The organism is Thermus albus, from assembly GCF_022760855.1.
In the GTDB taxonomy this organism is placed as follows: Bacteria; Deinococcota; Deinococci; order Deinococcales; family Thermaceae; genus Thermus; species Thermus albus.
Genome location: NZ_JAKTNR010000004.1, coordinates 133,194 through 149,815 on the forward strand (window position 1 = coordinate 133,194; position 16,622 = coordinate 149,815).

Sequence of the window (16,622 nt, forward strand, 5' to 3'; positions counted from 1 at the left end):
TGGTTCAGGGGCGTACATAAGGCCTAAGCCGTTCCAGGGTTGTGGGACCGATGCCCTTCACCCTTAGGAGGTCTTCCACCCGGGTGTAAGGCCGGCCCTCCACGATCCTCTGGGCCAGCACGGGGCCGATGCCGGGGAGTTCCATGAGTTCCTCGAGGCTGGCCTGGTTGAGGCTAACGGGTTCTGGGGCGGGAGGTTGGAAGGAAACCTCCACCCAGGTTTCCACCTGAACCGGGTGGGGCCGTGGGGCTAGTTTGGGCCAGAGGCTGACGAGGCCTAGGAGGGCTACCGCGAAGAGGTAGCCAAGGACCACTCCGTCAAGGCCAGGCCCAGCCCGCCCAGGAGGACGCCGGCCAACACCCAAGGATCGGCCCCGGGGTTGAGGGCCACGAAGCCCACGGTGTAGGCCAAGGTGAGGAGGGATAGGAGTTTGAGGGGAAGGGCCAAAGGGTTTCGCCCCCCTTGGGTCTTGGGAGCTGGGGCGGACGTGGGAGACCCTGGCTCAGGGGCCAGCTCAACGGAATCCCGCTTAGGGGGAGATTCTTCCTCCCAGACGTGCGCCTTGGGGGGTTCAGGGGGGGAGGGTGGGGGGGGCACTTCCTGGGTTGAGGGAAACCGTGGGCTGCTGGCTGGGGTAGAGGTGGCCTTACGCGCCCGGGATACATGGGGCTTTAAGCCCTCTAGGAAGGCCTTGAGCTCTTCTAAGGGGAAGGCCTTCACCGGTAGGGCCAAGGAGTCCTCCTCGGCCTGCACCAAGAGGGTACCCGCCTCACCCCTGCCCACCCGGCGGATCCTGGCCAGCTCCAGGCGCTTTACACCGGCCTCGTCCACGAAGACCAAATGGGCTTCGGTGACGGCCAGAAAGCCACCCGGTCCTTCCAGCTTGGCCAGGGCTTCCTCGCCCAAGCGGGAAAACGCCGCCTCATACTTGCCCATGGCCCCATTGTATACTTCCCCTCGTGCCCCTGCGCTTAGGCCACCGCGGCGCCCCCCATCTGGCCCGGGAAAACACCCTGGAGTCCTTCCGGAAGGCCCTCGAGGCCGGACTGGATGGGTTTGAGCTGGACGTGCACCTGACCCAAGACGGGGTCTTGGTGGTGCACCACGACTTCACCCTGGGGGGAATCCCTTTAAATGGGCTTAGCTTTAGGGAGCTTCCGGCTTATGTGCCCACCCTCGAGGAGGTGCTCTGGGCCTTCCCCGGGGTCTGGATCAACGTGGAGCTAAAGAGCCTCCCTCCGGAAACCGACGGCCGGGAGGAGGCCTTGGCCCGGCTTCTGGCCCGCCATCCCTCAGATAGGATCTGGGTGAGCTCCTTTGATCCCTTGGCCCTGGTGCGGCTTAAGCGGCTTGGGGTTGGCCCCTTGGGCCTTCTTTATGAGCACGAGGAGGCGGAGGCCTTGGCCCCCTGCCTTGGGGTGGAATGGGTACACCCCGAGGCCTCTTTGCTCACCCAGGACAAGGTCAGGGAGCTAAAGGCCCGTTACCGGGTGCTGGCTTGGACGGTGAACCGCCGCCAGCAAGCTCAAGAGCTTGCCGCCTGGGGGGTGGATGCCCTGGTCACCGATTTTCCGGGGGTCCTCGTATAATGGGGGGGCTATGGCGAACCTGAAGAGCCTTCCGGTGGGCAAAGGAGCCCCTGAGGTGGTGCACATGGTCATTGAGGTTCCCCGCGGTTCGGGAAACAAATACGAGTACGACCCCGAGCTGGGGGTGGTCAAGCTGGACCGGGTCCTGCCTGGAGCCCAGTTCTACCCCGGGGACTATGGCTTTATCCCTTCCACCTTGGCGGAGGACGGGGATCCCCTGGATGGCTTGGTGCTTTCCACCTATCCCCTCCTTCCCGGTGTGGTGGTGGAGGTGCGGGTGGTGGGCCTCCTCCTCATGGAGGACGAGAAGGGGGGGGACGCCAAGGTCATCGGGGTGGTGGCCGAGGACCAGCGCCTGGACCACATCCAGGACATCGCCGATGTGCCTGAGGGGGTTAGGCAGGAGATCCAGCACTTCTTTGAAACCTACAAGGTCCTCGAGGCCAAGAAGGGCAAATGGGTCAAGGTAACGGGTTGGCGGGATCGGCAGGCGGCTTTGGAGGAGGTCCGGGCCTGCATCGCCCGCTACGGGGGCCATTGAGGCCAGTCCCAAGGGATACCAGGAGGGGCCGGGCCGAAGGGCCAGGCCCTTTTTATGCGGCTTACAATGGGGCTAGGAGGATGGCTATGGTCTGCCCGGCGTGCGGGGAAACCCTAGAGCTGGAGGGGTACAAGGCGGGGGACCTCGTGGACTGCGAGGCCTGCGGGGCGGTCTTGCGCCTGCTTTCCGACGGCACCTTGGAACTGGTGGAGGCCCCCCCCGAGGGGGAAAGGGAGGCCTTGTGGGGGCTTTCCGCCTACGGGGAAGGGGAGGAGGCGGTTCTGGTCTTTTCCGACGGCACCCTGGAGGAGGAGGTGCGCGTTTTGAAGGCCGAGCTTCTGGAGGCCCTTCGCCGGCTGGAGGAGGGCATAGGGGAGGAGCCCCCCAAGGAAGCGGAGGACGAGCCCAACCTGGAGCCCGACTACGTGACGGCCCATGTGGAAACCGACCAGGGCCCCATGGCCCTGCGCCGCATCCTTTTCCCGGGAAGCCCGGACCTTCTGGAGTTCACCCTGCCCTCGGGCTCGGTGTACGAGTTCACCTTCCGGGAGGTTCAGGAGCTTTTGAAGCCCGTTCTCCTTTAAGGTGCGCCTGGTCCTGGTCCCCACCCCCATCGGGAACCTAGAGGACATCACCCTAAGGGCCCTAAGGGTCCTGAAGGAGGTGGAGGTGGTGGCCTGCGAGGATACCCGGCGCACCGGGATTCTCCTCCGCCACTATGGCCTCGCTACCCCTACCCTGCGCTTGGACCAGCACACGGTGGGAAAGGCCAAGGAACTCCTTTCCCCCTACGCCTACGTGGCCTACGCCACCGACGCCGGTACCCCAGGCATCTCCGATCCCGGGGCCGAGCTAGTGCGGTTGGCGCTAGAATGGGGCTGGCGGGTGGAAGCGCTTCCGGGCCCCACGGCCCTCATCCCCGCCCTGGTGGCCTCGGGTCTACCCACCCATCGCTTCACCTTTGAAGGCTTTCTGCCAAAAGGTGGCAGGGAACGCAAGGAACGCCTCCAGGCCTTAGCCCGGGAAGGGAGGACCGCGGTGCTTTACGAAAGCCCCCATCGCCTGCACAAGACCCTGGAGGACCTGGCCGAGGTCTATGGTCCGGAGCATCCCGTGGCCGTGGCTCGGGAGATCAGTAAGGTGCACGAGGAGGTCTTCCGAGGGACCTTGGGGGAGGCTCGGAGGCATTTTCGGAACCCCCGGGGCGAGTTCGTTCTGGTGCTGGGGCCTAAGGCAACGCAGCCTGTGGGGGCCCAGCGGGTCTTGGAGGAGCTGAAAGCCCAAGGCCTTGCGGGCAAGGGGCTTTTCCGGGCTCTCCTGGCGAGGGGGGTTCCCAGGAACGAGGCCTATCGCCTGGCCCTGGAAAAGGCGAAGGAATCTTGGGAGGAGGAGGAATGAAACGCATAGGGGTGTTTACTTCCGGGGGCGATGCCCCGGGAATGAATGCGGCCATAAGGGCCGTGGTGCGACAGGCCTATGCCTTGGGTATTGAGGTGATCGGCATCCGCCGCGGGTATGCGGGCATGATCCTGGGGGAGATGGTGCCCTTGGGGGTGCGGGATGTGGCCAACATCCTCCAGCGGGGGGGGACCCTCCTCCTCACCGCAAGAAGCCAGGAGTTTCTGACCGAGGAGGGGAGGGCCAAGGCGGCGGAGAAGCTTAAGACGGCGGGGATCGAGGGCCTGGTGGCCATCGGGGGGGATGGGACCTTTCGCGGGGCCATGCGCCTTTTGGAGGAGCACAGGGTTCCCGTGGTGGGGGTTCCGGGTACCATTGACAACGACCTCTACGGCACCGATTACACCATCGGCTTTGACACCGCGGTGAACACGGCCCTCGAGGCCATAGACCGCATCCGGGACACCGCCGCCAGCCACGAGCGGGTCTTCTTCATTGAGGTGATGGGGCGAGATTCAGGCTTTATTGCCTTGGACGTGGGCCTCGCGGGAGGGGCTGAGGTAATTGCCGTCCCTGAGGAACCCGTAGACCCCAGGGCCATCGCCGAAGGGCTCCTAGAGTCCTTGCGCCGAGGAAAATCCAGCTCCATTGTGGTGGTGGCGGAGGGAGCCTACCCAGGAGGGGCAGCCGGCCTCCTTGCCGCCATAAAGGAGCACGTGCCGGTGGAGGCCCGGGTCACGGTCCTGGGCCATATCCAGCGGGGAGGGAGCCCCACGGCCAAGGACCGCATCCTGGCTAGCCGTTTGGGGGCGGCGGCGGTGGGGGCCCTGGCCAGCGGGACCAGCGGGGTCATGGTGGGGGAGGTGGAGGGGGAGGTGGAGCTCACCCCCCTCAAGGAGGCGGTGGAGCGGAAAAAGGACATCAACCGCGCCCTTTTGGCCTTATCCCGGGTCCTGGCCCTTTAAGCGGGTGCAGCAACCTTTGAAGGGGCCATCTGCCATCTTCCTTTGGTCCCCTCCAAAGCAAGGCCCCTCGGCAAGCCGTCCCTCCAATCCATGGTTGGGCAGGAGGGGGGCAGGACGGCATCAACGCTTAGCAGGTTGATCTAGGGCCAACACCCTTCGGAGCCAGGGGGAGTTCCAAGCTAGGCGGAAGGCCTCCCGGGCGAAGGGGCTTTGGCTTATCCCGTCGTATACCGGGGTGGGAAGGCTTAAGGAGGGGTAGCGAAGGGTTCCGGCGGCGGTTTTTTCCCAGGGGTAGCCGGTCCAGATGGCCAGGGCCAGGAATAGGCCCAACAGGAACCCTCCCAAGGAGCCCAGAAGGGCCTCGAGGCCCTGGGAAAGAGGGGGGAAGGGAAGGCTTTTGGCCAGAAGTCCCAGGAGAAGCCCTAGGCCCAGACCCCACCAGGGGCCGACAAGCCCCATCTGGGCCAGGAGGAGGTAGAGCACCACCCCAAGCCCGGCAAAGGCCCCCTGGAGGCCACTCCGGTAACCCCAGGCCAGGCCCACGGCCAGGCTGAGGAGGGCCAGGAGGTCCACCCAGGTGAGCATGGCTTCAGTTTACCCCCTAGCCCCGGATGTCCCAGCCCCGGGTCCTTAAGGCGGCCAGGAGACGGACCATGGCCTCCTCCACCTCCTCGTCCTTCAGGGTGCGCTCGGGGTGGCGGAAGCGCAGGTGGAAGGCCAGGCTCTTCTCCCCCTCCCTGAGGGGTGGGCCCTGGTAAAGGTCAAACAGTTGAAGGCTTTCCAGGTAGGGTCCTGCCGCTTGGCGAAGAAGGGCCTCCACCTCCCCGTAGGGCGTGGCCTCGGGGACCACCACCGCCAGGTCCCTGAGGGCCAGGGGGTAGCGGGAGGGGTCCTGGAAGCGGAAGGGCTTCTCGGGGAGGGGAAGGACCAGCTCAAAGAGGAAGACCGGGGGAAGCTCCAGGGCCGCGAGGATCTCCGGATGTACCTGGCCCAGGAACCCTTTTTCCTCCCCGGCCACCCGCACCTTCCCCGAAACCCCGGGATGGAGGAAGGGGTAGGGATGGGCCTCCACCCGCAGGTCCAGGCCCAGCCGGTCCAACAAGGCCTCCAGAAGCCCCTTGAGGAGGGGGTACCCTGAAAGCCTCTCCCCATGGGGAAGACCAAGGCCATTTCCGAAGAGGAGGCCTGCCAGGTGGGTTTCCTCCCTCACCCACGCTCCCTCCTTCCCAAAAACCTTGCCCACCTCAAAGAGAAGGGCCTTTGGCGGGCGATCCAGGGCCAGGTTTTCCTGGAGGAGCCGGAGGAGGCCGGGGAAGAGGTGGGTCCTCAGGGCGGCCTTCTCCGGGCTCAAGGGGTTTTTGAGGCGCCAGGGGGGTGGGGGCAGGCGGAACAGGGGGGCCTCCTCGGGGTCCATGAAGCTATAGGTGTAGACCTCCTGGAAGCCCAGGCCCGAAAGGAGTTCCCGCAGGCGGCGTTCCCTTTGGTAGGGCCTTTCCACCCCCCGGTTATCGGGGGCGGGGAAGAAGGCGGGAAGGTCCAGGGGGATGCTCTCGTAGCCCTGGATGCGGGCGACCTCCTCCACCAGGTCCTCTTCTAGCTTTAGGTCCAGGCGGCGGCTAGGGGGTGTGACCCGGTAAGGACCTTCCCCTTCCACCCGGCAGCCCAGGCGCCTTAGGATGGAAAGCTGCACCTCCTCCGGGTACTGGGTGCCGAGGAGCCGGTTGGCGTACTGGGGGCGGAAGGGGATGGGCTTGGGTTCTCTGGGAGTTCCCTCCTCCAGGATGCTCTCCGCCACCCGGGCCCCCGCCAGGGCCTGGAGGAGGCTTAGGGCCCTCCTGGCTGCGGGCACCTGGCCCATGGGGTCCACCCCTCGCTCAAAACGGTAGCTGGCCTCGGTGCGCAGGGCCTGCCGCCGGGCGGTCTTGCGGATGGAAACGGGGTCAAACTGGGCCACCTCGAGGGCGATGGCCTCCGTGTCCTCCCGCACCTCGCTTTCGGCCCCGCCCATGACCCCGGCGAGGCCGAGGGGGAAGCTTTCCGTACCCCTGTACCCGGCAATGACCAGGTCCTCGGGGTGGAGTTCCCGCTCCACCCCGTCCAGGGTGGTGAGCCTTTCCCCGGGCCGGGCCCTGCGCACCAGGATCCCCTCCCCGATATACCGAAGGTCAAAGGCGTGCATGGGCTGGGCCATTTCCAGCATCACGTGGTTGGTGATGTCCACCACGTTGCTGATGGGCCGCATGCCGCAGGCGAAAAGGATCCGCTGGAGCCAGATGGGGCTTGGCCCCACCCGGAGGCCGAAGGCGTAGGAAAGGGTGAAATGGGGGGCGCCTTCCAGGTCCTCCACCCTTAGGCCAAAGGGCAAGGGCACCTTTTCCGTTTCCAGCCGCACCTCGGGCAGGACCAGGCCATAGCCCAAGGCGTGGAGGTCGTAGGCCAAGCCCAGAATCCCCAAGGCGTCCGGCCGGTTGGGGGTGACCTCTATTTCCAACACCACCTCCTCCGGCCAGGCCTCGGCCAAGGGGGTGCCGGGGGGGAGGGCATCCCCGGGGAGCTCCAAAAGCCCCCCCCCATACTCCCCCACCCCCAGTTCCTTGGGGGAGAGGGCCATGCCGTGGGAGACCACCCCCTGGATGGTCCTTTCCCCGATCCTAAGCCCGTTCACCTCCGTGCCGGGAAGGGCTAGGGCCACCCCGACTCCAGGGCGCGCGTTTCCCGCTCCCGAGACCACCTCCACCACCTTGCCCGCATCTAAAACCAGGCGCTTGAGGCCGGTGCCGGGGATGGGGTGGGCCTCGAGGACCCGGGCAAAGACCACACCGCTGGGTATCTGGAAAGCCTTTTCTATGCGCTCCGTTTCAAAGCCTAAGCCGGCCAGCCGCTCCTCCAATACCTCTGGGCTTTCCAGCTCGGGCACGTAGGTTTTAAGCCAGGAGAAGGGCACCCTCATAAGATCCCCCGGAACTGCTCTAAGAACTTAAGCCGTCCCCCGAAGAAGTAGCGGATGTCTGGGATACCGTAGCGCAGCATGGCCAGCCGTTCCACCCCAAGCCCAAAGGCGAAGCCCGTGGCCCCCTGGTAGGCGGGGGGAAGGCCCAGGGCCTGGCGGTAGGCGTCCACCGCCTGGAAAACCTTGGGGTGCACCATCCCCGCCCCACCCAGCTCCAGCCATTTTCCCCCCTCGGGCCACCAGATGGCGAACTGGGCCCCGGGTTCCACGAAGGGGAAGTAGATGGGTTGAAAACGCACCCGGGACTCGGGGCCGTAGAGGGCCTGGGCCAGCTCGTAGATGGCCCCTTTCAGGTGGGCCATGGTGATCCCTTCCCCCACCACCAGCCCCTCCAGCTGGTGGAATACCGCCTCGTGGGTGGCGTCCGTCTGCTCAAAGCGAAAGACCCGCCCCGGCACCACGATGCGGAAGGGAGGGGTGTGGGCCACCATGTAGCGCACCTGCATGGGGGAGGTGTGGGTGCGGAGAAGAAGCCTACCCCGCACCTCTTCCCCTAAGGGCCCCAAAAGCCCGTGGCCTTCCCCTTCCAGCCAGAAGGTATCCCACATGTCCCGGGCGGGGTGGTGTTCGGGGATGTTCAGGGCGTCAAAGTTGAAAAACTCGCTTTCCACCTCGGGACCCTCCACCGCCTGGTAGCCCAGGGAGCGGAAGATCCCCACCAGTTCCCCCTCCATGAGGGTGATGGGGTGGAGGCCCCCCACGAAGACCTCTACCCCGGGCAGGGAGACGTCCTGGCGCTCCCCTTCCAAGGCCCTCCTTACCTCCGCCTCCACCAGGGCCCTTTCCCGCTCCTCCAAGGCCTTTTCTATGGCCTCCTTGAGGGCGTTTAGGGCCTGGCCCTTCCGCCTCCTTTCCTCCAGGGGAAGGTGGGATAGGGCCTTCATCTCCTGGGTGATGAGGCCTTTTTTGCCCAGATAGCGGGCCTTTAGGGCCTTTAGGGCCTCGAGGTCCTGGGCTTCTCGGATGGCGGCTAAGGCTTCTTGCTCGAGCTCCCGCATCCCTTAGAGGATACCTTGACTTGCCGCAAGGGGGAGGGAGGAACGGGACCCCTTTTGGGGTAAGGCCTTAGCCTAAGGGTGGCTAAAGGGCCTCGACCAGCTTGCGAAAGGGCCCGGGCGGCTCGGGATAGGTTTCCCCGTCCATCCAGGAAAAGCGGAGGTCCCTAAGGGGGCCCTGCCCAACCCCCATCCCCTGGGGGAAGAGGGGCCTTAGATCTATGGGACTAGCCTCCTCACCGCCAAAGGCCTCTTGGAGGCGGGCCACCTCCTTCTCGTGGCCATAGTGGAAGGCGTAAAGCCACCAACCCCCTTCTTCCTCCAAGGCGAAGAGGAACCTGGGGGTAGGGAAGAGGGTGGGGAACCCGCCCAAAAAGGGCCTTCGCAGGAAGACGGCCGCCCGGCCCGGCCTCAGGCGGAACACCGCTTCCAAAGCCTTTCCCAAAAGGCCAAAGCTCCCCACGAAGGGCCGTACCAGGTCGTAGCCCTGCACGTTTTTCACCACCACACCCCCAGCCCGCACCACCCTGCCCTTTGGGGTTTGGAAGGTGAGGCCAAGGACCTCCGCGGGGAAGAAAAAGGTCTGGCCGAATCCTCCCCGTTCCACAAGCCCCCCCAACCCCCCGGGGAGTTCCACCGGGGGAAAAGGCGGGTAAAGCCCGGTGCCGGATAGCTTCTCGTGGACCTCGAGGAGACCAGCCTCTGCGGGGGCCACCAGGTACTGGTCAGCGGCGTGGACCTCCATGGGTTCATGCTACGGGACCTCAGCGAACCGGGGCCAGGAGTAAGGCCAGAAGGGCTAGCCCTAGGCCTAGGGCCACCGCAAGGGGGAAACTGTAGAGGAAAAGGGGGTAAAGAAGCCCCGCCAGGGTACCCCCCAGGTAGAAGGCGGCCACGTAGGTGCCGCTTATCCCCACCCCTTTTCTTCCCGCCGCCCCCGAGGCCAGGCTTTGGGCGGTGAAGAGGGCGGCCATCAGCAGCACAAAGCCCAGGACCAAGCAAGGCGGGGGAAGGAGCATAAGACCAAGGCCCAGCAGGACCCCCAGAAAGGCCAGGCGGAAGGTGGCCACCGCCCCAAGCCGGCGGGCCAGAAGCCCCGAGAGGGCGCTTCCTGGGATGCCAAAGAGATAGGCCAGGTACACAAGGCCCACCTCTCCCGGGCGGAAGCCCAACTCCAAAAGGTGGTAGGGAAGGAGGTTGGCCAGGAAGAGGTTTAGGAAAAGGAGGATGGCCCCCACCAGGTAAAGGGGAAAGGCCTTGAGGTCGTATTGTGGCCGTCCCAAGGTGGGAAGCCCTCCTGGGGTGCGGAGCAGAAGGAGGCCGAGAAAAAGCGCAGGCAAGGAGAGGAGTAAGAGGCTTCCCCTCACTCCCACGGCCTCGGCCAGGAGCCCCGCCAGCACCCGGCCCATACCCCCGCCCAGAACGTTCCCCGCCATGTACACCCCGGCCATCTCCCAAGCCCTTTGGGGAAAGAGAAGGGGGACAAGGGCGATGGCCAAGGCGGGTACCAAGGCGGCCCCCACCCCCTGGAGGAGGCGGCCTAGGGTCCAGAGGAAAAGGCTTGGGCTTAGGGCCCCCACGGCTCCGCCCAACCCCACCAGGAGAAGCCCTCCCCCTAGCAGGGCGCCTGCGGGGAGGCCCAGCCGGGGCACCCAGGGGGAGAGGAGGACCAAAAGCAGAAGGGGCAGGCCCATGCCTGGCCCCGCGGCTCCGGGAGGAGCCGCGAAGAGCCTTTCCAGAAGGGGAAGCAGGGGCACCACCGCATAGAGGGCGCTATAGAGGACCACCCCGGAGAGCACCACCGCCCACCGCATCCCCCTTATCCTATGGGCAGCATGCGCCTTCTTCAGGTGGCCTTGCCCCTGCCCCTTCCCCCCATGACCTACCTACCCCCCTTGGACCGGGGGGAAGAGGAGGCCTTGGGCAAGCGGGTGGCGGTGCCCTGGCGGGGGGAGGTGCGGGTGGGGGTGGTGGTGGGGGAGGGGGGAAGGGCGAGCCACGCCTTGCGCCACGCCATCGCCTACCTGGATGAAAAGCCCTATCTGCGCCCTGAAGAGATTCTCTTTCTGGAAGAGGCCGCCCGCTACCTTTTCGCCCCCTTGGGCCAGGTGCTGGCCGACTTCCTGCCCCCTTTCCCTGAGCTTAGGCACCGGGTGCGCCTTTACCCCGGGGCGGACCCTCGCCTTTTGCCTCAGGGTTTGGAAAGCCTCACCACCTGGCAGGAGGCCAAGGGGTTTGACCCCAGGCTTTTGGACCACCTGCGGGAAGGCGGGGTTTTGGAGGAGGAGGTGGCCTTCAAAGAGGGGAAAAGGGTCTTGCTTCCCTTGAGGGAAGGCCATCCCGACCCCGAGTTGGATGGGGTCTTGCAGGTTCTTCGTTCCTTGGGCCAGGCGGAAAGCCTGGCCGCCTTGGCCCGGGCCGCGGGGGTAGGGGTGGGGCGGGTGAAAAGGCTTCTTGCCGAGGGGTTTATTGGCTACGGGGCCCCAAGGGACCTTTCCCCCATGGGCGAGCCCTCAAAGCCCCTCCTTCTCCCCGAGAGGCCGGAAAGGCTTAACGGGGGGAGGTTTGAGGAGAGGGTGCGCTTCCTTGCGGGGTTGGTGGCAGAGGGAAGCCACCTGGTCCTCTTCCCGGAGGTGAGCCTTTTGGAGCGCTTCCTTCACCGCTTTCCCCAGGCCACGCCCTACCACGGTGGGCTTTCTCGGGAAGCGCGGGAGGCCCTTTTCCGAAACCCCGGGGGCTTGGTCTTCGCCACCTATGGGGGGCTTCTCCTCCCCTTTACCCCGGATTCCATCGTGGTGGTGGAGGAGGGAAGCGAAAGCTACAAGCTCCCCTCAGGAACGAGGGCCTTCGTGCCCCCCCTGGCGGAGCTTAGGGCGAGGCTTCTAGGGGTGCCCCTTACCTACCTTTCCCTGGTGCCCGCGGTGGAGGTGCTGGAACGGCAGGGCCTAACTTTTCCCGTACCCAAGCCCCGGGTGCTCCTCTTGGACCTGAAAAGGGAGGAAGGGTATCCCCTCACGGGCAGGGCCTGGGCCCTCCTAAGGCAGGTGGAGGAGAAGGGGCGGCAGGCCCTGGTCCTTTCCTCCCGTCTGGGGTATAGCGCCCTCCTCCTTTGTACCGATTGCGGCTATAAGCCCATGTGCCCTAACTGTGCTCTCCCCTTGCGCTACCACAAGGGGGGCAAGGGGATGCTACGTTGCCACCAGTGCGGCCACCAAGAGGCGCCTCCCGCCTTATGCCCCAGGTGCGGCTCCCCCCTCCTAAAGCCCAAGGGACCGGGGCTAGAGTGGCTTTGGGAGGAGGTAAAGAGGCACCTTTCCCTGCCCGTGTACCGCTACAGCAAAGACGCCAAGGATGACCTCTCCCCCTTGCTGCGGAAAGAGCCTGGGCTGGTGGTGGGGACCACCGCCTTCCTGCGGGGGCCGATGCTTCCGGAGCTGGCCTTGGTGCTGTTGCCCTATGCCGACGGTTTCCTTTTTGATTCCGACTTTCGTTCCGCGGAGCGCTACCACCGCCTGCTTTGGTCCCTCACGGAGCTGAGGCCGGGAAGAAGGCCCCTTCTGGTCCTCCAGACCTACACCCCTGACCACCCGGCCCACCAGGGGCTTCTGGAGGGGAGTGTGGAAGCCTTCCCTTGGATGGAGAAGGCCTTGCGGGAGGCCTTGGACTACCCTCCGAAGGTGCGCATGGTGAAGCTGGAGGTGGCCCACCGCAAGGAGGAGCGGGCCCTGGAGGAGGCCCACGCCCTTCTTGCCGCCCTAGGGGGCGTGGCCCAGGAGGGGGAGGTGCTGGGGCCGGCCCCGGCCCCAGTTCCCCGGGTGAAGGGGATGTATGTCTTTCACCTCCTCCTAAGGGGAAGCACGGACCGGCTTAGGGAACTTCTTGCCCATCTGGACCCCCGGAGGTTCAAGCTGGACCCCGACCCCTACCGCTTTGTGGGGCTTTTGGAGGACTAGGTATGGAGGTTCGGGCCTGGATAGAGGTGGACCTGAAGGCCCTCGAGGCCAACTGGCTCCTCCTTAGGGCTAGGGCCAGGGGGGAGGTGATCCCGGTCCTCAAGGCGGAGGCCTACGGGCATGGGGCCCTGCCCCTGGCCCGTTTTCTCCTGAAGAGGGGGGCCAGGCGGGTGGCGGTGGCCACGGTGGGGGAGGGAAGGGCCTTGAGGCAAGGGGGGGTGGAAGGGGAGGTCCTGCTTCTCGGAAGCCTCCATCCCTTGGAGGCGGAGGAGGCCTTGCGCCTGGGCCTGGTGCCCAGCCTTTCCACCCTCGAGGCGGCCAGGGCTCTTTCGCAGAGGGCTTCGGCCTTGGGCCTAACACCCAGGGCCCACCTCAAGGTGGACACGGGGATGAACCGGGTGGGCTTTCCCTGGGAGGAGGCCAGGGAGGCCCTACGGGCGGTGGAAGCCTTGGGGGTGAGGGTGGAGGGCATCTACAGCCACCTGGCCACCGCCGGGGAGGACCAGGCCTTCGTGGAGGTGCAAAAGGGCCGCTTCCAAAGGGTGCGGGAGGCCCTAGGGGAAGGGTACTTTTACCACTTGGAAAACTCCTATGGCCTTCTCCTCCACGGGGGGGAAAACGTCCGGGTGGGCCTGGCCCTTTACGGCCTCATCCCCGGTTTTGGGCTAAGGCCCATCCTCCGCCTCCTGGCCCGGCCCACCCTGGTGAAAAGGCTAAAGGAGGGCGACCGGGTGGGGTATGGGGGGGAGTATGTGGCCCGAGGAGGGGAGTGGCTTCTTACCCTCCCCGTGGGTTATGCCGATGGCCTTCCCCGGGGGGCGGTGCGCTTTGTGAGGGGGCCTGAGGGGGGTCTTTATCCGGTGGCGGGCCGCATCTCCATGGACCAGACCACGGTCTTAGCCCCTGGGCCCTTGGCCTTGGATGCGGTTTTGGAGGTGGTTTCCCCGGACTTTGGCCCCACGGGGCTTTGCGCCTGGGCCGAGGCCCGGGGCACCATCCCCTATGAGGTGGCGGTGCACCTTTCCCGTAGGCTTCCTAGGGTTTACCGCTACGGCCAAGAGATCCTGGAAGTTTTAGGCTAGGCCTATGCAGGCGGTGCGCCTTTTCCAAGGCTACCTTTGGCACCCCAGGGGGGAGGCTTTGGACCTAAAGGCTCTCCTTCCCCAGGAGCTGGAGGGGGTTAGGCTCTTGCTGGACGAGGTTCCTCCTCCCACGCCCTTTTTCCAGGACGGTACCCCCACCCATACCCAGCGCTTCTACCAGCTCACCCTTCTGGTCCTGACCGAGGAACCCCCGGAGGCCTTAACACCCGTGGCACAACGCCTGGCACCCCTTCTCCAAGAGAGGCTGGAGGGCCTTCCGGAAGGGGTGGGCTGGCTCCTCTTAGAGGATCTCCGCCCCCTTTAGCGCCGGAGGAGGAAGGCCAGGAGGAGGGAGACCCCACCCAGGGCGAAGGCGAGAAGGCTTTCCCTGTTAAGGGCGAACCCCTTGGGCCTTAGGGGCTTCAGGATACCGGTCTCGTAGGCCCGCACCTGCTCCCTGGAGTCTTCCGCTAGCAGATCCACCACCGGGGGGCTTCCCGCCTTGGCCCCCAGGGTCCAGAGGCCGCCTTCAGGACTCGTGGGCCGCAGGTACCAGGGGGCGAAGGGGTCAAAGAGGCCCACGGCCCCGTAGTAGCCATAAGGCTTTGGGGGAAGCCCCGTGTCCACCACCACCCACTCCCCTTCCCGCCACACCCTGACCGGTTCTCGCTCCCCAGGGGGGCTTCGCTTCTCCCCCCCGAAGCCCGTGAGCACATAGGCCACCTCAAAGCCTTGGCCAGGAGGCGTGGAAAGCCCAGGAAGCAGGTGTTCTTCGCCCCCTTCCTCCGTGTCCAGCCACAGGACCACCGTGGCCAGGCTGAAGCCCAAGGGCCCCTGGAGGGGATTCGGGTAGCGGCTCAGGCGCACCTTAAGGATGAGCCTCCCTTCCCGTTCCTCCCCCGCCAGGGCCAGAAGGTCGGCAAAACCCTCCCCCGCCTCCTGGAAGAGGGCGGCCCGGGGGTAGAGGTAGGCCAGGCCTTGATCGTCGCCCAAGGGGTCTTGGAAGAGGAAAAGCACGCTTAGCTTTATACCAAAGCCAAAAGGGCCCTTACCACCTTTTCCGGGTCGTGCTGGGCCAAGGGGCCATCCTCTCGGAAGTCCCCGGTGATCACCCGCACCCCGTCCACGGCGAAGGGCCTGGGATCAAAGGCCACGGGGAAGCGCCCTTCCTGGGCGTAGCGGCCAAGGACCTCCTCGGGAATGGGGGCGGTGTGCACCAGGACCGCCTGGGGTCTTCGGCCCAGATGGTAGGCGATGGCCTTGTAGTGGTCGTAGGCGGTGTAGCCGTCCGTTTCCCCAGGCTCGGTCATGAGGTTCACCACATATACCAAAGGTGCCTTGGCCTTGGCGAGGGCCTCCCTAAGGGGCCTTGGCAGGAAGGCGGGAATCACGCTGGTGTACAGGCTTCCCGGTCCCAGGACCAGGAGGTCCGCCTGGTGGATGGCCTGGAGGGCCTCCTCCATAACCCTTAGAGGTTCGGGTTCCAGGAAGACCTCCCGGATTTGCCCCCTTTTCTCCCGGATGGCCACCTCCCCCACCACCTCCGTTCCGTCCCGAAAGCGGGCCTTAAGCCGCACCGCCTCGGGGGCGGCGGGGAGGACCTGGCCCCTCAGCTGCAGGATGGCGTTGGCCTCGAGGATGGCCTGGGCGAAGTCCTTGGCTTCCTGGTTCAGGGTCAAGAGGAACAGGTTGCCGAAGGTGTGGCCCTTGAGCTCCCCCTCCTGGAAACGGTGGTGGAGGAGCTTAGGCAAAGCGGGATGGTCGGAAAGGGCCGCCAGGCAGTCCGCCAGGTCCCCCACCGCCGGCAGGCCAAAGGCTTGGCGGAGCCGGCCCGTGGAGCCCCCGTCATCGGTCACCGCCACGATGGCGGTGGTGTTGGCCGTGTGCCCCTTTAGGCCCTTAAGCACCCGGGAAAGCCCGGTGCCGCCGCCAAAGGCCACCACCTTGGGCCCTTGCTCCAGCCTTCTTCGCACATAGACCCGTTCCGGCACCTCCTCGGGTTCGGTGAAGGCGGAAAGCATGCTGCGGTTCATGCTCCTTATCCCCCCCACCAGGAGGAGGAGGCCCAGGAGGATCAAGACCCAGGCCCAAGGCTCCGGGGGTGGGGGAGGGAGGAGGCGGGCGAGGCCGTAGGCCGTAAGAAGGACCCCAAGGCCCGCCAAGGCTGCGTAGCGCTTCACCCGCATCCCCGGGTAAAGCCAGCGAAAGGGGGGAAAGCGCCGGGCGAGCCCTTTGGCCCCCCGGTAAAATCCCAGGGGCTTACTCCTCCTTGTCCACATCCCGGTGGTTCACCTCCACCCGGAAGCGGCTTGAGAGCTCTTCGGCGAGCCGTTCCGCCACCGCCACGCTCCGGTGCCTTCCCCCGGTGCACCCCACGGCCACGGTGTAAAAGGCCCTTCCCTCCGCCTTGGCACCTTCCGCCGCCAACCCCACCACCGCCAGAAGGGCCCGGTAGTAGGGTTCGTGCTCCTCCTGGAACACGTAGGCCTGGACCTCGGGGGCCAGCCCCGTTTTGGGCTTCAGGGCGGGGTCGTAATGAGGGTTGGGCAGGGGGCGCACGTCCAGGACCAGATCCGCCTCCTGGGGCGAACCCCACTTGAAGCCGAAGGAGATGAGGCGCAAAAGGAAGCCCGCCTCCTCCCCCAGAAAGCGCACCAAGGCTTCCTTAAGGCCCCTTGGGGAAAGCTCCGAGGTATCCAGGACCAAATGGGCCCGGGCCCGTAAAGGGCCCAGGATGCGGCGCTCCTCCCCGATCTCCCGCATGAGGTTGCCCGCCCCCAAGGGGTGGACCCTCCGGGTCAGGTTATAGCGGCGAAGGAGGATCTCCGGGCGGGCCTCGAGGTAGACCACCGTGGGCTTGAGCCCGTCCAAGGCCGTTTCCAAATCCCCGAAAAAGGCCAGGGCCCGGGCGTCCAGCACCACCCCGGCCCGCTCTACCCCCCTTCCCCCAAGCTCCGCCAAAAGGGCCGGCCATAGGCCTGGGGGGAGGTTATCCACCATGAAGTAGCCCAGGTCCTCCAAAAAGCCTTTGGCCGTGGTCTTGCCCGCCCCGGATAGCCCCGTAAGCACCAGAAACCGCATCCCCTTGA

At 65.8% G+C, this 16,622-nt stretch carries 18 protein-coding genes; 8 read left to right on the forward strand and 10 right to left on the reverse strand.

Going from position 1 to position 16,622, the window contains the following annotated elements; all coding sequences use genetic code 11:
* Window positions 1-4: 4 nt before the first annotated feature.
* Both L0D18_RS05990 and L0D18_RS05995 read right to left on the reverse strand, forming a co-directional pair.
* Window positions 5-313, reverse strand: a complete 309-nt coding sequence (locus L0D18_RS05990) for a ComEA family DNA-binding protein (protein ID WP_243027970.1) — start codon at window positions 311-313, stop codon at window positions 5-7.
* Window positions 286-936 carry a YcxB family protein gene (locus tag L0D18_RS05995; protein WP_243027971.1) on the reverse strand — a complete coding sequence of 217 codons (651 nt, stop codon included), beginning with the start codon at window positions 934-936 and terminating at the stop codon, window positions 286-288. The genes L0D18_RS05990 and L0D18_RS05995 overlap by 28 nt, the downstream gene beginning before the upstream one ends.
* Window positions 937-959: 23 nt before the next feature.
* Here L0D18_RS05995 and L0D18_RS06000 point away from each other — a divergent pair, with 23 nt between their 5' ends.
* From L0D18_RS06000 to pfkA, 5 genes are all read left to right on the forward strand, one after another.
* Window positions 960-1,589, forward strand: a complete 630-nt coding sequence (locus L0D18_RS06000) for a glycerophosphodiester phosphodiesterase (RefSeq protein WP_243027972.1) — start codon at window positions 960-962, stop codon at window positions 1,587-1,589.
* 10 nt (window positions 1,590-1,599) lie between these two features.
* Entirely contained in the window at window positions 1,600-2,130 is a 531-nt protein-coding gene (locus tag L0D18_RS06005) for an inorganic diphosphatase (RefSeq protein ID WP_243027973.1), read from the forward strand.
* Between the two features lie 86 nt (window positions 2,131-2,216).
* The gene (locus tag L0D18_RS06010; protein ID WP_243027974.1) at window positions 2,217-2,714 is read left to right on the forward strand and encodes a TFIIB-type zinc ribbon-containing protein; all 498 of its coding nucleotides are present in this window, start codon (window positions 2,217-2,219) and stop codon (window positions 2,712-2,714) included.
* A 1-nt stretch (window position 2,715) separates the two neighbouring features.
* On the forward strand, window positions 2,716-3,528 hold the full coding sequence (gene rsmI / locus L0D18_RS06015; RefSeq protein WP_243027975.1) for a 16S rRNA (cytidine(1402)-2'-O)-methyltransferase: 813 nt from the start codon (window positions 2,716-2,718) through the stop codon (window positions 3,526-3,528).
* A complete protein-coding gene (gene pfkA / locus L0D18_RS06020) occupies window positions 3,525-4,493 on the forward strand; it encodes a 6-phosphofructokinase (RefSeq protein WP_243027976.1) in 969 nt (322 codons plus the stop codon). Before rsmI ends, pfkA begins: the two co-directional genes overlap by 4 nt.
* Window positions 4,494-4,613: 120 nt before the next feature.
* Here pfkA and L0D18_RS06025 read toward each other — a convergent pair whose 3' ends face one another.
* The 5 genes from L0D18_RS06025 to L0D18_RS06045 form a co-directional block, all read right to left on the reverse strand.
* The gene (locus L0D18_RS06025) at window positions 4,614-5,078 is read right to left on the reverse strand and encodes a hypothetical protein (protein ID WP_243027977.1); all 465 of its coding nucleotides are present in this window, start codon (window positions 5,076-5,078) and stop codon (window positions 4,614-4,616) included.
* Between the two features lie 16 nt (window positions 5,079-5,094).
* Window positions 5,095-7,443, reverse strand: a complete 2,349-nt coding sequence (gene pheT, locus L0D18_RS06030; RefSeq protein ID WP_243027978.1) for a phenylalanine--tRNA ligase subunit beta — start codon at window positions 7,441-7,443, stop codon at window positions 5,095-5,097.
* The gene (gene pheS / locus L0D18_RS06035; RefSeq protein ID WP_243027979.1) at window positions 7,440-8,501 is read right to left on the reverse strand and encodes a phenylalanine--tRNA ligase subunit alpha; all 1,062 of its coding nucleotides are present in this window, start codon (window positions 8,499-8,501) and stop codon (window positions 7,440-7,442) included. The genes pheT and pheS overlap by 4 nt, the downstream gene beginning before the upstream one ends.
* Before the next feature lie 82 nt (window positions 8,502-8,583).
* Complete coding sequence (locus tag L0D18_RS06040; RefSeq protein ID WP_243027980.1) at window positions 8,584-9,243, reverse strand: DUF5639 domain-containing protein; 660 nt, start codon at window positions 9,241-9,243, stop codon at window positions 8,584-8,586.
* 19 nt (window positions 9,244-9,262) lie between these two features.
* Entirely contained in the window at window positions 9,263-10,312 is a 1,050-nt protein-coding gene (locus L0D18_RS06045; RefSeq protein WP_243027981.1) for an MFS transporter, read from the reverse strand.
* Window positions 10,313-10,333: 21 nt separating this feature from the next.
* On the opposite strand from L0D18_RS06045, the gene L0D18_RS06050 reads away from it, so the two are divergent.
* Genes L0D18_RS06050 through L0D18_RS06060 form a run of 3 tightly spaced genes read left to right on the forward strand, consistent with a single transcriptional unit; the run spans window position 10,334 to window position 13,858 of the window.
* The gene (locus tag L0D18_RS06050) at window positions 10,334-12,451 is read left to right on the forward strand and encodes a primosomal protein N' family DNA-binding protein (RefSeq protein WP_243027982.1); all 2,118 of its coding nucleotides are present in this window, start codon (window positions 10,334-10,336) and stop codon (window positions 12,449-12,451) included.
* A gap of 2 nt (window positions 12,452-12,453) precedes the next feature.
* A complete protein-coding gene (gene alr / locus L0D18_RS06055) occupies window positions 12,454-13,533 on the forward strand; it encodes an alanine racemase (RefSeq protein ID WP_243027983.1) in 1,080 nt (359 codons plus the stop codon).
* 4 nt (window positions 13,534-13,537) lie between these two features.
* Window positions 13,538-13,858 (forward strand): DUF3208 domain-containing protein, encoded by a 321-nt coding sequence (locus L0D18_RS06060; protein ID WP_243027984.1) that lies wholly within the window; start codon window positions 13,538-13,540, stop codon window positions 13,856-13,858.
* Here the strand turns inward: L0D18_RS06060 and L0D18_RS06065 are convergent.
* The 3 genes from L0D18_RS06065 to rapZ are packed head-to-tail and all read right to left on the reverse strand — an operon-like array spanning window position 13,855 to window position 16,614.
* A complete protein-coding gene (locus L0D18_RS06065; protein ID WP_243027985.1) occupies window positions 13,855-14,550 on the reverse strand; it encodes a glucodextranase DOMON-like domain-containing protein in 696 nt (231 codons plus the stop codon). The genes L0D18_RS06060 and L0D18_RS06065 overlap by 4 nt on opposite strands.
* An 8-nt stretch (window positions 14,551-14,558) precedes the next feature.
* The gene (locus L0D18_RS06070) at window positions 14,559-15,812 is read right to left on the reverse strand and encodes a gluconeogenesis factor YvcK family protein (protein WP_423247897.1); all 1,254 of its coding nucleotides are present in this window, start codon (window positions 15,810-15,812) and stop codon (window positions 14,559-14,561) included.
* Complete coding sequence (gene rapZ / locus L0D18_RS06075) at window positions 15,793-16,614, reverse strand: RNase adapter RapZ (protein WP_243027986.1); 822 nt, start codon at window positions 16,612-16,614, stop codon at window positions 15,793-15,795. The genes L0D18_RS06070 and rapZ overlap by 20 nt, the downstream gene beginning before the upstream one ends.
* Between the last annotated feature and the right edge of the window lie 8 nt (window positions 16,615-16,622).

Bases quoted from the DNA above. Each gene is read 5' to 3' on its own strand.
- L0D18_RS06040 (WP_243027980.1), bottom strand. From the start codon at position 9,243: ATGGAGGTCCACGCCGCTGACCAGTACCTGGTGGCCCCCGCAGAGGCT.
- pfkA (WP_243027976.1), top strand. From the start codon at position 3,525: ATGAAACGCATAGGGGTGTTTACTTCCGGGGGCGATGCCCCGGGAATG.
- L0D18_RS06060 (WP_243027984.1), top strand. From the start codon at position 13,538: ATGCAGGCGGTGCGCCTTTTCCAAGGCTACCTTTGGCACCCCAGGGGG.
- L0D18_RS06010 (WP_243027974.1), top strand. From the start codon at position 2,217: ATGGTCTGCCCGGCGTGCGGGGAAACCCTAGAGCTGGAGGGGTACAAG.
- L0D18_RS06025 (WP_243027977.1), bottom strand. From the start codon at position 5,078: ATGCTCACCTGGGTGGACCTCCTGGCCCTCCTCAGCCTGGCCGTGGGC.
- L0D18_RS06045 (WP_243027981.1), bottom strand. From the start codon at position 10,312: ATGCGGTGGGCGGTGGTGCTCTCCGGGGTGGTCCTCTATAGCGCCCTC.
- pheT (WP_243027978.1), bottom strand. From the start codon at position 7,443: ATGAGGGTGCCCTTCTCCTGGCTTAAAACCTACGTGCCCGAGCTGGAA.
- pheS (WP_243027979.1), bottom strand. From the start codon at position 8,501: ATGCGGGAGCTCGAGCAAGAAGCCTTAGCCGCCATCCGAGAAGCCCAG.
- L0D18_RS06005 (WP_243027973.1), top strand. From the start codon at position 1,600: ATGGCGAACCTGAAGAGCCTTCCGGTGGGCAAAGGAGCCCCTGAGGTG.
- L0D18_RS06070 (WP_423247897.1), bottom strand. From the start codon at position 15,812: ATGTGGACAAGGAGGAGTAAGCCCCTGGGATTTTACCGGGGGGCCAAA.
- alr (WP_243027983.1), top strand. From the start codon at position 12,454: ATGGAGGTTCGGGCCTGGATAGAGGTGGACCTGAAGGCCCTCGAGGCC.
- L0D18_RS05995 (WP_243027971.1), bottom strand. From the start codon at position 936: ATGGGCAAGTATGAGGCGGCGTTTTCCCGCTTGGGCGAGGAAGCCCTG.
- L0D18_RS06050 (WP_243027982.1), top strand. From the start codon at position 10,334: ATGCGCCTTCTTCAGGTGGCCTTGCCCCTGCCCCTTCCCCCCATGACC.
- rapZ (WP_243027986.1), bottom strand. From the start codon at position 16,614: ATGCGGTTTCTGGTGCTTACGGGGCTATCCGGGGCGGGCAAGACCACG.